Source organism: Ruegeria sp. AWH4_226 (assembly GCF_056159225.1).
Genome location: NZ_JBSWUU010000001.1, coordinates 1,192,260 through 1,204,666, shown reverse-complemented (window position 1 = coordinate 1,204,666; position 12,407 = coordinate 1,192,260). Strand labels below are relative to the sequence as shown.

The following is a 12,407-nucleotide window of genomic DNA, read 5'->3' as shown; positions in this document are numbered from 1 at the left end:
AAGTAAGTCATAAATTAATCAGCTTTAGATTGTAGTGCCTGACCCAATTATAAAGATCGTAAATGGCCCATCCGCATTGAGTAATGCAAGCGTTGTTGCGGCAGCTGGTGGATTACATACTGTGTTTTCTGCTGCGAGTGCGGCGGCAGACAGGGTGCCGTTCGACCGTGAGCAGCTCTTTGGAGTTTTGCATTTCCGACTTTATGAGACGGATCGTGCACGAAGAAGAGCCGGATGGTTTGGTGACCGCCTTTACAATAAGCTTTCTGGTGAAGATCCCAGCTACATCCCGGTTTCCGGAACACATCTCCGGCAAGTGTTTGATGCAATTCGCATTCAAACCCCCGACTTTGTGATGAATGCGGGGCAATATCTATTGCGCTATGATTACGCTAAGCGCGCGTATGATCAGCTTAAGCGGGAACGCGAGGAAGAGAGAGCTTAACGCACCGCCTCAATCGGCCCTTCTGCGCTCCCGCTGATGAACTGCTCAAGATACGGATCGCCCGAGGCATCCATCTGGCTCACCGGGCCGGTCCACTGAATCACGCCGTCATGCAGCATCGCCACGTTGTCGGCAATGGCACGGACGGAACTCATGTCGTGGGTGATGGTCATCGCGGTGGCGCCCATCTCGGTCACGATCTCGCGGATCAGGTCGTTGATGACGCCGGACATGATCGGGTCCAGACCGGTGGTAGGTTCGTCGAAGAAAATGATCTCGGGCTCGGCGGCGATTGCGCGGGCAAGGCCCACGCGTTTCTGCATGCCGCCCGAAAGTTCCGAAGGGTATAGGTCGGCCACGTTGGAACGCAGCCCTACGCGGCGCAACTTGTCGATGGCGATTTCGCGCGCGTAATCGGCGGGTTGCTTCATTGGGCCGCGCAGCAAACGAAACGCGACGTTTTGCCAAACGGGCAGGGAATCGAACAGGGCTCCCCCTTGAAACAACATGCCAAACCGGGCCAGAAACGCGTCGCGGTCGCCTGTGCTTGCGTCTTTCCCATCGACATAAATCATACCGCTGTCAGGCTTAATCAGGCCAAGGATGCATTTCAGGGCCACTGATTTTCCGGTGCCCGAGCCACCGATGATGACCATCGAGGTGCCCTTCGCAATCTCAAGGTTCATGCCTTGCAGAACCTGGTTGGACCCAAACGCTTTTTGTACATTTTCCATCCGGATCATAGCGAGAAGAATACCCCTGTCAGAATGAAGTTGGCGGCGAGAATCATGATTGCAGCAGACTCGACCGAGGATTTGGTGGCCCGGCCCACGCCCTGCGCGCCACGCCCCGAATTCATGCCATAGTAGCACCCCATAACGGCTGCGATCACGCCGAAGGCGGCCCCTTTGACAAGCGAGGAAACGATATCCCGCGTTTCAAGGAAATTGACAGTGTTCAACAGGTAGGTCGCAGGGTTGAAGCCAAGGTTTTGTGTCGCAACCACGTAGCCGCCTGCGATACCGATGATGTCACCGATGCCGACCAGCAGCGGAACGGTGATAAGCGCGGCCAGAACGCGGGGTGCCGTCAGGTATTTCATCGGATGGGTCGACAGGGTTACCAGTGCGTCGATCTGCTCGGTGACTTTCATGGTGGCGATCTCGGCCGCGATGGAGGAGGTGACGCGCGCGGCGATCATCAAGCCCACAAGGACAGGGCCAAGTTCCCGCACCATGCCGATGGCGACGATCTGCGGCACCACGGCCTCGGCATTAAAACGCGCGCCTCCAGCATAGATTTGAAGCGCCAGCGCGCCACCAGTGAAGATAGCGGTCAGGCCGACAACCGGCAGGGACAGCCAGCCGATATTCATCAGGGCAACAGCAAACTCACGCGGGTAGTAGGGTGGGCGGAAAATGTGTGAAACCGCATCAAACGCAAAAAGCCCAACGCGACCAAAAGTGGCGAAAAGGGCCAGAACCGCTCGGCCCAACCCGCCCAGCAAAAAGAGACGATTCATTCTACGTAGCCTCGGGAGTAGCGCGCGCCAAGCGAGGTAAGGATTTCATATCCGATGGTGCCTGCAGCCTCGGCAAGGTCATCGACAGTTTGATGCCCGTTCAGAATGCGCAGACGCTTGGGGTCTTCGGGCAGGTCGGTGACATCGACCGTGATCAGGTCCATTGAGATGCGGCCGACCACAGGGCAGGGTTGATCACCCGCAAAGGCGTCGATGCCACCTCCGATCGCCCGGTGAAGGCCGTCCGCGTAGCCCGCTGCAACGGTAGCTATGCGAGACGGACGACGGGCAACCCAGGTGTTGCCGTAGCCAACGGTCTCTCCGACTTCGACCGCGCGAACCTGAATCACGGGTAAATCGACTGTAACAACCGGTTTGGCGTCCGCGAACGGCATGCCGCCATAAAGACCGACACCCGGGCGGCTGAAGTCAAAATGGAATTCCGACCCCAAAAGTATACCCCCGGTGGCCGCTAAGGACCGGGGGCCTGTAACGCCGTCGGTCATTGCGCGGAAAGTTTTCAATTGCTGTTGGTTCATCGGGTGATCGGGTTCATCCGCACAGGCCAGATGCGACATAACCACCACTGGCTTCAAAGTTTCAGCTTTGGGGCGCAGTTCGGCCCAGTCTGTCGGCTCTAGCCCAAGGCGATTCATGCCACTGTCCAACTGAATACCAAAGGCGTGGTCGGGCATTGCCTGATGGTGGCGCACAAATTGTTCCGGTGAGTTGATCAGCGGCGTCAGATCATGATCCCGAAGCAGTTCGGTGTCGCCCTCCATATGGCCGGAGAACACGGCGATCATCGGCCCAGGACCAATAGCCTTGCGCACGGCGGCACCTTCTTCGGCGACGGCGACAAAGAACTTGCGAACGCCTTCTTCAGCCAAAGTTGCTGACACCGGCCCGGCCCCAAGACCATAGGCGTCGGCTTTGACCACGGCGCCGGTCTCGACATCCGTTTTCGCATTGAGCGCGCGCCAGTTGCTGGCCAGCGCATGTAGGTTGATCGTCAGTCGTGCGGTACTCATGGTGCTGTTCATGACATTGGATCGTGGTAGGTCAAGGGGGAATGCGGCAATTCCTGAACATATATCCTTGATACTGCGCAGCTTCTGGCCAGTATGCTTGCGCGTTGGCAGGAAACGGCGCTAGCGCCAGTTGCCATATCTCGCCATTGTGTCCATGACGTGATCAACTGCGGGCAATACGCAGAACCGTTTATGCAACTTTACGGAGGGAGAATGCTGAGCCTGACCGCCGAGTACCACGCACGGGTGTCCGAGCTGCCCGAGCTGTTTTGCGACGTCTTTACCGCATCAGAAGGCGAGGCCGAGGGGCTGTTGATCGGTTCCCTTTCGTCTGACCTTTTGAACTCAACACCCAAGGATGACCTGTCGGGGGTTTTGGCACTGGATGACGGGTTGCTGTGCGGATGCATTTTGTTTTCGCGGCTTTACTATGATCAGGACCCGCGACAGGTATTCCTGATGTCTCCGGTGGCTGTGCGAACCGACCGCCAGAAAATGGGCGTTGGTCAAAAACTGATCAGCTTTGGGCTTGGGCACCTGCGTCAGCAAGGGGCGGACTTTGTCGTTACTTATGGGGATCCCGCTTACTACGGCAAATCAGGGTTTCAGCCGATCACCGAAGCGGATGCTCAACCACCAATGCCGTTGAGCATGCCGCACGGATGGTTGGGGCAATCCCTGAGGAGATCGAGCTTGCCGATCAAAGGGCCATCGCGCTGCGCCAACGCATTCAACAAGCCTGAACTTTGGTAGATCAATATCCTTCGATCTGGCCGTCTTGCTGCCAGGGTTTGACAAGGTTGCCAAAGCGCGTGAACTGAGCCTCAAAGGACAGCTCGACCGTACCGATGGGGCCGTGCCGCTGCTTGCCGACGATGACTTCGGCCTTGCCGTGCAGGCGTTCCATGGCCTGCTTCCACTCTTCCATCTTGTCCAGCTCATGATCGCCGGGTTTTTCACGCTCTTTGTAATATTCCTCGCGGAAGACGAACATAACGACGTCGGCGTCTTGTTCGATCGAGCCTGATTCCCGCAGGTCAGACAACTGGGGGCGTTTGTCATCCCGGTTTTCCACCTGACGGCTTAGCTGCGACAGCGCGACAACGGGAATGTTCAGCTCTTTGGCGATGGCCTTCATGCCCATCGAAATCTCGGCAATCTCGTTGACACGGTTTTCGGCCATGCCGCGGCAGAGTTGAAGGTAGTCAATCACCAACAGGTCCAGACCATGCGTCCGCTTCAACCGCCGCGCACGGGCCGCAAGTTGCGAAATCGGCAAGGCCGGGGTGTCGTCAATGAACAGCGGGCAAGCTTCCAGTTCCTTGGCCGCGTCGACAAAGCGTCGGAATTCGGCCTCGGTCATGTCACCCTGACGGATTTTATGCGATGAAATCTCGGACGCTTCGGCCAGAACTCGGCCTGCAAGTTGCTCGGCGCTCATCTCCAGCGAAAAGAACCCGACAACGCCACCGTCAATCGCGCCTTCACTTCCATCGGGTTTGATGCCGCGTTTGTACGCCTTGGCAACGTTAAACGCGACGTTGGTTGCCAGTGATGTCTTACCCATCGACGGACGACCCGCCAGAATGATCAGGTCGGACGGGTGCAAGCCACCCAATTGTTTGTCGAGGTCGGCCAGACCGGTGGAAATCCCTGCCATGCCGCCACCGCGCTGATACGCTTCGTTTGTGACGTTGACGGCTTCTGTGACCGCCTTGAGGAAGGATTTGAAACCCTGTTCGGTCTGGCCCTGCTCGGAAAGCTGATAAAGCTGTTGCTCGGCCTCGATTATCTGTTCTTTGGGTTCGCTGCTGATCTCGACCCGCGCCGCCTTGTCCGAGATATCGCGGCCCAGCCGGATCAACTCGCGCCGGATAGCAAGGTCATAGATCATCTGGGCGTAGTCATGCACAGCAAACGCGCTGATCGACGCGCCGGCCAGTTTGACAAGATAAGCCGGGCCGCCCAGTTCCTTCAGCCCTTCGTCCTCGGCCATGAAGGATTTCAGCGTCACGGGCGAGGCCAGCGCATTCTTGGCGATGCGTGCAGCGGCTACCTCGTAAATCCGGGCGTGGACCGGATCATAGAAATGTTCGGCCCCGATGATCGAAGCCACGCGGTCATACAGATCATTATTGGTTAGAATTGCGCCCAGAAGCTGCTGCTCTGCCTCAATGGAATGCGGCATGGTTTCGGCATTCTGAATCTGAGCCGCTGCCTGCTCGATACTGCTAATCTCGTTCATTTTGTCCCCGCTGCCCTGTGGCAGTTCTAATCAATCAGACCCTGCCAGGGCCATCTGTAAATTTCTGAAGATAAGTCGCGTATAACTTGGCTTCAGCTTGGGATAACTTTGGACAACTCTGCCAAAAAACGCTGTCTCACGCAACATTTTGTGCAGGGGTCAAGCGGCCACACAAGATGCAAGCCCCCTCGGGGCGATTCTTTTTTGACTTACCCCCAGCTTATACACAGAGGGTTCAGGTTGTTTTTTGCGCTTCCTGCCAGCCGCGCGGGTCGTTCAGGAAGGCCTCGACACCCTCAAGTGTCTCTTGATCAAAGGTTTTCTGCGCTTTGGCTTCGGCCAAAACATCCCACCACGTACACAGGTGATGCAATTGAACGCCGTGACCGCCGAGCGTTTTCTCGGTTTCGGGAAAGATGCCGTAGTAGAAGATCACTGCAGTGTGTCCGCAGGTCGCGCCCGTTTCGCGGATGGCATCGACAAAGGACAGTTTTGAACCGCCATCGGTTGTCAGGTCCTCAACCAGCAAAACACGCTCACCTTCTGTCATCGCGCCTTCGATGCGGGCATTGCGCCCGTAACCTTTGGGCTTTTTACGAACATATGTCATCGGCAGGGCCATCCGCTCGGCCACCAGCGCGGCAAAGGGGATGCCCGCAGTTTCACCGCCAGCGATGTTGTCGAACGCTTCAAAACCCGCGTCCCGCATCACGGTGACAGTCAGGAAATCCATCAGGGTCGCGCGGATTCGCGGGTATGAGATCAGCTTGCGGCAGTCGATATAGGTCGGGCTTGGCAATCCACTGGCCAGAGTGAACGGTTCGCGTGCATTGAAGTGGACGGCCTTGATCTCCAGCAGCATCCGCGCGGTCAGTCGGGCGATTTCGGTGCTATCGGGAAATGAACTGGGGATCATGGTGCAACCTCGGTACGGAATGACGTTGCGGGCAAATAGCCCGAGCACCGTCCCAGAGTCGAGAGGATTGCGCGCAAAAGAAAAGCGGACCCTGAACAGGTCCGCTTAGCGCCCGTGTGGGCAGAGCTTGCCAAGGTGGGCTTAGCTGCTCATGTCATAGGCCCGTTCGCCGTGTACCGACAGATCCAGTCCGTTTGTCTCGGTCTCGGCGTCTACGCGAGGCGGGGTGATAAGCGCAACCACCTTGATCAACACGAAAGTGACAACTGCCGTGAAGGCACCCATAGTAATCAGCCTTCCCATGTCGTCCATGACCCCTGACCGAAGACGGGAATGATGAGAGTGCCCAGCACATTGCCGGCACGTACGGGCCCACCATGAAACAAGGCCAGGCCCGGCAGTTTTACGCATAGGACCGGGGCGGTTGCCATTACGATCCGGGTGGGACCACTGAAGGAGCGTGTGCCTTATTTTTGTGCGAGAGTCACGAGGCCCTGCGACAGCAAATACAGCGCGTGATCCCGTGCGGCGCAGCGAACGTTGTTGCGCCCTTGTGGCCCGAATTCCACTGTTTCCGTGTGAGTTGGACCACCTTTCGCGGCCAGCCCAAAGCAAACCCGGCCCTCGGGCTTGAATTCCGAACCACCCGGACCCGCAATACCTGTAACCGAGACTGCAAGCTGTGCGTCGGAATGTTTCAACGCGCCCTCAGCCATTTCCCCTGCGACCTGTTCCGAGACCGCGCCATGAGCGGCCAGCGTTTCGGCTTGAACGCCAAGCATCTGCTGCTTGGCCAGATTGGTATAGGTCACGAACCCACGCTCGACCACTGCCGAGCTTCCGGGAATATCGGTCAAGGCCGCCGCGACCATACCGCCCGTGCAGCTTTCCGCAGTGCAGATCATCACGCCTTGCGCTTTGGCGCGGTCGAGAAGTTCGGCAACGGTCATAGGCCCAGTAATCCGTGCGTTATGCCAGCAAGGATCAGAACACCGATCCCGGCAAGAATGCCTGCAATCACATCATCCAACATGACACCCATCGCGTCATTGCGCTGGTCGGCCCAGCCCACTGGGCCCGGTTTGGTGATGTCGAACAGGCGGAACAGCAGGAACCCGGCGACCCAGCCGGGCCAGAGTGCTGTAATCTCGATCCCGTGCGCCCAGGACGGATAAGAAATAGCCCACAGTGCAACAAACTGTCCGGCCACTTCGTCTATGACGATCTCGGAGGGATCGTGATCCTCCGTCCCTGCGGTCATGACGCGTGTCGCCCAGAGCCCGCCGAAAAAAACGGCGACCGTTGCGATTGCCAGTAACGGGAACCCGCCCAACGCGTGCAGGACCCAAACCAAGGGCAGGGCGGCCAGCGATCCCCATGTTCCCGAGGCGGGTCGCAGGTAGCCAATACCGCAAACGGTTCCGATCAGGCGCGCGGCGGTCATGATTTCACCAGACATGCGGTGGCCAGCGCGGCGATCCCTTCGCTCCGCCCGGTGAAGCCCAGACGCTCGGACGTTGTTGCCTTGACCGAGACCTGATCGGCGCGCAGCCCCATGATCCGCGCCATCTCGTCCCGCATGGAGGGCGCATGGGGGCCGATTTTGGGATATTCGCAGACCAGCGTGCAATCGACATTCGAAATCCGATAACCCATCTTCCCGGCCAAATCGACCGCGTGACGCAGGAAGATCTTGCTGGCGGCGCCTTTCCATTGCGGGTCCGAAGGCGGGAAGTGCTGACCAATATCGCCCTGCGCCAGTGCGCCGTAAATAGCATCGGTAACGGCGTGCATGCCGACGTCCGCGTCGGAATGGCCTTGCAGGCCACGGTCATGCGGCACCTTTATACCGCACAGGATCACGTGATCCCCGTCGCCAAACCGATGCACGTCGTACCCGTTGCCCAGCCTTACATCCATAGCTTTTCCCAATATACGTTCCGCCCGGACAAAGTCCTCGGGCCGTGTGATTTTGATGTTATCCGCGTCACCGGGCACGATGGCTGTATCCAGCCCTGCGGCTCGGGCCACTTCGACGTCATCTGCGGCGCCTCCGGGATGGGCTGCGTGGGCTGCGACGATTGCGTCATAGTGAAACCCCTGCGGTGTCTGTGCGGCAAACAGGCCGGTTCGGTCCTGCGTGCCGGTCACAAGGACACCATCGCCTGTCCAGAGCGCATCCGTGACCGCCAATCCTGGGGCCGCGGCCGAATGGGTGTCTAGTGCGGTCAGAACCTGTTGAATAGTCTGCGTATGAACACAGGGCCGCGCAACGTCGTGGATTAAAACCCGCTGAACCCCGAGTGTCCTGAGCGCCAAAAGTCCGTTGCGGACAGACCCCGCGCGATCATGGCCCCCTTTGGCCAGGATCAGGTCAGAGTTTTCGAATTCCGCCCAGGCATTCTGATCTTCTTCAGACAACACAAGCACGACATGGTCCACTTGGCCGCGAAATCGGTCGATGGTCCAATCCGCAACACGACGACCTGCAAGAGCACACCACTGTTTGGGAATTCCCCCGCCGGCACGTTGCCCGCGTCCTGCGGCGACGATGATGGCGGCGGTTGTCATGGGGCGCGATCTCCGGTTGGTTCGGGGTGATGTTTAGGCTGCGGTGAATGCAGAGGCAATCACCCGCGTAAGCTTGCCTAAAAAATAGGCAAGTGATGATTTTGCGGGCTTGATGAGGGGCGATTTGTTGTTCATATGCGCTCAATTCGATATTAAAGCCGCAACTGCCTAAGGATTAAGCACCTTGAATCTTCAACTTGCTGACAAAGCCCTGAACCCGCCAGTCATGCTGGCGCCGATGGCCGGAATCACAGACCGGCCTTTTCGTGATCTGGTGACGCGCTTTGGCGCAGGCATGGTCGTGAGCGAGATGGTCGCCAGCCAGGAAATGGTTCAGTCTAAACCCGGTGTGCGCGAAAGGGCCGAACTGTCTGCGGATGCGGAAAATACCGCCGTTCAGCTGGTGGGACGTGAGGCGTACTGGATGGCCGAGGCCGCGCGTCAGGTGGCCGACCGTGGAGCGCGCGTCATAGATATCAATATGGGTTGCCCGGCCAAGAAGGTCACAAATGGCTATTCTGGCTCGGCCCTGTTGAAAACGCCCGATCACGCTTTGACGTTGATTGAAGCCGTGGTTGGGGCGGTCGATCTGCCGGTTACGTTGAAAACGCGGCTGGGTTGGGATGATGCGCTGTTGAACGCGCCTGAAATCGCGCGGCGCGCGCAGGATGCAGGCATCTGCATGGTTACAATCCATGGCCGCACCCGATGCCAGTTCTACAAGGGCAACGCCAATTGGCAGGCTATTCGCGCGGTGAAAGAGGCTGTCTCAATCCCCGTCATCGCGAACGGAGATATCGTGGACTCGGCCACCGCGCGCACCGCGCTGGACCAATCCGATGCAGACGGCGTGATGATCGGCAGGGGCGCGCAGGGCAAACCGTGGATTTTGGCACAGGTATGTCATGACCTCTATGGTACAGACGTACCGGAAATTCCCACGGGTGACAGTTTGGTCAATATGGTGTGCACGCACTATCAGGCCATGTTGGAGTTTTACGGGTCTGAGCTTGGCCTGCGCGTCGCCCGCAAACATCTGGGTTGGTACATGGATGAGGCCGGAACACCAGCGCCGTTGCGCCGCGCCGTTTTGACCTCGCGCGATTCAGAAGAGGTGATGCGCCTGCTGGGCGATGCGCTCTGCGCGGATGCGGAGGCGGCTGCGTGAACTCAGACAAAAGCATTTGGGCGTCCCTGCCTGTTCCGGCGTTTATCATCGACGTCGAGGATCGGATCACCGATGTGAATTCCGCGGGTGAGGGGTTTCTGAATGCCTCGCAGAAATCCGTGCTTGGGCACCCCGTCTGGGATCAGATCGCCGTGGACGCTCCGCTTGAGGAAGCCTTTGAGCGTGCGCGCAAGCAGGGCACGCCGCTTTTTGTAAATGACGTGGATGTTGGATCAGGCAACCGTGCACCGCTGCAATGTGCGTTACAAATCGCGCCGCTGATCGGGCATCAGGGGTCAATGATCATGATCATTACACCGCGCGAACTGGCCGGGCGCATGACGCGGGGCAACACGGTCAAATCCGCTGCACAATCGGCAATTGGCATGGCCGAAATGTTGGCGCACGAAATCAAGAATCCTTTGGCTGGCATCACGGGTGCAGCGCAGTTGCTCAGCATGAATATCTCATCGCAAGACCTTGAGCTTACAGATTTAATCGTGGCAGAAAGCCGCCGCATCGTTAAGCTTTTGGAGCAGGTCGAGCAGTTCGGAAACCTGTCGCAGCCTGATTTCAAGCCGGTGAACATACATGATGTTTTGGATCGCGCGCGTCGTTCTGCCTTGCTTGGCTTCGGGGCGCATATGCGGATTATCGAGGATTATGACCCTTCACTGCCGTTGGCTTACGGCGATCCGGATCAGTTTTTGCAGGTGGTTCTTAATCTTCTCAAGAACGCGTCGGAAGCTGCTGATCCCAAGGGCGGAACCATAAGGTTACGTACCTATTACGAGCATTCCTTTCGGCTTCGTCGCAGCGACGGTTCGGGGCATATGCTGCCCCTGCAAATAGAGATCATAGACGACGGGCCGGGTTTGCCCGAGAAGATCCGCGGCGACATTTTCGACCCTTTCGTATCTGGCAAGGAAAATGGCACCGGCCTTGGCCTGGCGCTGGTGAGCAAGATCATATCGGACCACGACGGCTGGATTTCAGCCGAGTCGGTGCCGGGTCGCACGGTGTTCCGCATCTCATTGAGGCGGGCACCCAAAGAGGCAAGCGAAATCACGGCGCAAGAGAGCGCAGAGTAAGGAGAGCACCTGATGGATGGCACTGTACTGGTTGCAGATGACGACCGCACGATCCGCACTGTTCTGACACAGGCCCTGACCCGGGCAGGGTGCAAAGTTCATGCGACCTCATCGCTGACCACGCTGATGCGCTGGGTTGGTGAAGGCAAGGGGGATGTGGTGATCTCGGACGTGGTCATGCCGGATGGAAACGGGTTGGAAATGCTGCCAAAGATCGCCGAGGATCGCCCGGGCCTGCCGGTCATTGTCATATCCGCGCAGAACACGATCATGACTGCGATCCAGGCCGCCGAGGCGGATGCATACGACTATCTTCCCAAACCGTTTGACCTTCCTGATTTGATGAAGCGCACTGCAAGGGCGTTGGAGCAGAAACAGCGGGTGCAGACGGACGTGGCGGAACCCTCCGAGGACCGCCCCGAGGAGTTGCCGCTGATTGGGCGGACGCCTGTCATGCAGGCGCTGTACCGGTTGGTGGCGCGGGTCATGAACACGGACTTGTCAGTGATGATTTCCGGTGAAAGCGGCACAGGTAAGTCTCTGATTGCGCGGGCCATTCATGATTTCTCGGATCGGCGTACATTGCCGTTTGCGACGGTGACAGCCTCGGATTTGCGAGACCTGGAAGGGCCAGCACGGGTAATGGCCCGAGTGCGTGGCGGCACGTTGCTGATCGATGAAATCGCGGATATTGAAGACGAACTTCAGGCCCGGATCGTTCGGATGATGGATACACCCGGCGACCACGTCCCGCGCTTTATGGCCACCAGCCAGTCGGACCTGACCGAAGCGATGGAAAGCGGTCGGGTGCGTCAGGATCTATACTACCGTTTATGCGGCGCAACCGTTCATGTGCCCGCCCTGCGTGAGCGCGTCGACGACATTCCATTGCTGGCCGAGCACTTTTTGGCGCGGGAAGAACGTGAGCATGGCGCCAAGCGCTGGCTGAGCCCCGAGGCGGTAGAACTGGTCCGCCGCTATTCGTGGCCCGGCAATGTACGGCAGCTTGAAAACGCCGTTCGCCGCCTCAGCCTGACCAGTCGGGCCGACGAGATCACAAAAGCCGAGGTAGAGATGGTTTTGGGCACGCAGCCCGAAGCGGAACCTGTTTTGGGCGATGGTGAGCGTGAAAAACTGTCGGCTTCGGTGGCCCGCCACTTGCGTCGCTACTTCGACCTACATGGCAATATTTTGCCACCACCGGGTCTGTATCAGCGCATCCTGCGCGAGGTCGAAGCCCCGCTGATCGAGCTGGCACTGGACGCAACCGGTGGAAATCAGGCGAAATGTGCAGATCTATTGGGCATTAACCGGAATACGCTGCGCAAAAAAATTACGGACCTCGATATTCAGGTGACACGACGCCGTAAACTGATGTAATATCGCCACACAAACCGTGGCATCCGGGCCAGCGTCCG

General features: G+C 58.3%; 13 protein-coding genes and 1 pseudogene. 5 read left to right on the top strand and 9 right to left on the bottom strand.

Annotated features, from left to right (window positions below):
• Window positions 1–34: 34 nt before the first annotated feature.
• Window positions 35–445 carry a hypothetical protein gene (locus ACXAET_RS05800; RefSeq protein WP_475182446.1) on the top strand — a complete coding sequence of 137 codons (411 nt, stop codon included), beginning with the start codon at window positions 35–37 and terminating at the stop codon, window positions 443–445.
• Here ACXAET_RS05800 and ACXAET_RS05795 read toward each other — a convergent pair.
• Genes ACXAET_RS05795 through alr form a run of 3 tightly spaced genes read right to left on the bottom strand, consistent with a single transcriptional unit; the run spans window position 442 to window position 2,998 of the window.
• On the bottom strand, window positions 442–1,188 hold the full coding sequence (locus tag ACXAET_RS05795; RefSeq protein WP_475182444.1) for an ABC transporter ATP-binding protein: 747 nt from the start codon (window positions 1,186–1,188) through the stop codon (window positions 442–444). The genes ACXAET_RS05800 and ACXAET_RS05795 overlap by 4 nt on opposite strands.
• Window positions 1,185–1,967: an MlaE family ABC transporter permease gene (locus tag ACXAET_RS05790; protein ID WP_475182441.1), complete on the bottom strand. Its 783-nt coding sequence runs from the start codon at window positions 1,965–1,967 to the stop codon at window positions 1,185–1,187. The genes ACXAET_RS05795 and ACXAET_RS05790 overlap by 4 nt, the downstream gene beginning before the upstream one ends.
• Window positions 1,964–2,998: an alanine racemase gene (gene alr, locus ACXAET_RS05785; RefSeq protein WP_475182437.1), complete on the bottom strand. Its 1,035-nt coding sequence runs from the start codon at window positions 2,996–2,998 to the stop codon at window positions 1,964–1,966. Before alr ends, ACXAET_RS05790 begins: the two co-directional genes overlap by 4 nt.
• Window positions 2,999–3,211: 213 nt before the next feature.
• On the opposite strand from alr, the gene ACXAET_RS05780 reads away from it, so the two are divergent.
• A complete protein-coding gene (locus ACXAET_RS05780; RefSeq protein WP_475182435.1) occupies window positions 3,212–3,751 on the top strand; it encodes a GNAT family N-acetyltransferase in 540 nt (179 codons plus the stop codon).
• A 1-nt stretch (window position 3,752) separates the two neighbouring features.
• Here ACXAET_RS05780 and ACXAET_RS05775 read toward each other — a convergent pair whose 3' ends face one another.
• From ACXAET_RS05775 to ACXAET_RS05750, 6 genes and pseudogenes are all read right to left on the bottom strand, one after another.
• Window positions 3,753–5,243: a replicative DNA helicase gene (locus ACXAET_RS05775; RefSeq protein WP_475182433.1), complete on the bottom strand. Its 1,491-nt coding sequence runs from the start codon at window positions 5,241–5,243 to the stop codon at window positions 3,753–3,755.
• 235 nt (window positions 5,244–5,478) lie between these two features.
• The gene (locus ACXAET_RS05770; protein WP_475182431.1) at window positions 5,479–6,159 is read right to left on the bottom strand and encodes an orotate phosphoribosyltransferase; all 681 of its coding nucleotides are present in this window, start codon (window positions 6,157–6,159) and stop codon (window positions 5,479–5,481) included.
• A 141-nt stretch (window positions 6,160–6,300) separates the two neighbouring features.
• Window positions 6,301–6,518 (bottom strand): annotated as a pseudogene (locus tag ACXAET_RS05765) (ammonia channel protein); the annotation flags it as partial.
• Window positions 6,519–6,626: 108 nt separating this feature from the next.
• Window positions 6,627–7,109 carry a CinA family protein gene (locus tag ACXAET_RS05760; protein WP_475182426.1) on the bottom strand — a complete coding sequence of 161 codons (483 nt, stop codon included), beginning with the start codon at window positions 7,107–7,109 and terminating at the stop codon, window positions 6,627–6,629.
• Window positions 7,106–7,603 (bottom strand): phosphatidylglycerophosphatase A family protein, encoded by a 498-nt coding sequence (locus tag ACXAET_RS05755; RefSeq protein ID WP_475187119.1) that lies wholly within the window; start codon window positions 7,601–7,603, stop codon window positions 7,106–7,108. Before ACXAET_RS05755 ends, ACXAET_RS05760 begins: the two co-directional genes overlap by 4 nt.
• Entirely contained in the window at window positions 7,600–8,730 is a 1,131-nt protein-coding gene (locus ACXAET_RS05750; RefSeq protein WP_475182423.1) for a bifunctional 2-C-methyl-D-erythritol 4-phosphate cytidylyltransferase/2-C-methyl-D-erythritol 2,4-cyclodiphosphate synthase, read from the bottom strand. The genes ACXAET_RS05755 and ACXAET_RS05750 overlap by 4 nt, the downstream gene beginning before the upstream one ends.
• A gap of 184 nt (window positions 8,731–8,914) precedes the next feature.
• Between ACXAET_RS05750 and dusB the strand changes: the two genes are divergently transcribed.
• From dusB to ACXAET_RS05735, 3 genes are read left to right on the top strand one after another with little or no spacing between them, the layout of a single operon-like run.
• Entirely contained in the window at window positions 8,915–9,898 is a 984-nt protein-coding gene (gene dusB / locus ACXAET_RS05745; RefSeq protein ID WP_475182418.1) for a tRNA dihydrouridine synthase DusB, read from the top strand.
• Entirely contained in the window at window positions 9,895–10,989 is a 1,095-nt protein-coding gene (locus ACXAET_RS05740; protein ID WP_475182416.1) for a two-component system sensor histidine kinase NtrB, read from the top strand. Before dusB ends, ACXAET_RS05740 begins: the two co-directional genes overlap by 4 nt.
• A 12-nt stretch (window positions 10,990–11,001) precedes the next feature.
• Window positions 11,002–12,369: a response regulator gene (locus tag ACXAET_RS05735; RefSeq protein WP_475182413.1), complete on the top strand. Its 1,368-nt coding sequence runs from the start codon at window positions 11,002–11,004 to the stop codon at window positions 12,367–12,369.
• The last annotated feature ends 38 nt before the right edge of the window (window positions 12,370–12,407 follow it).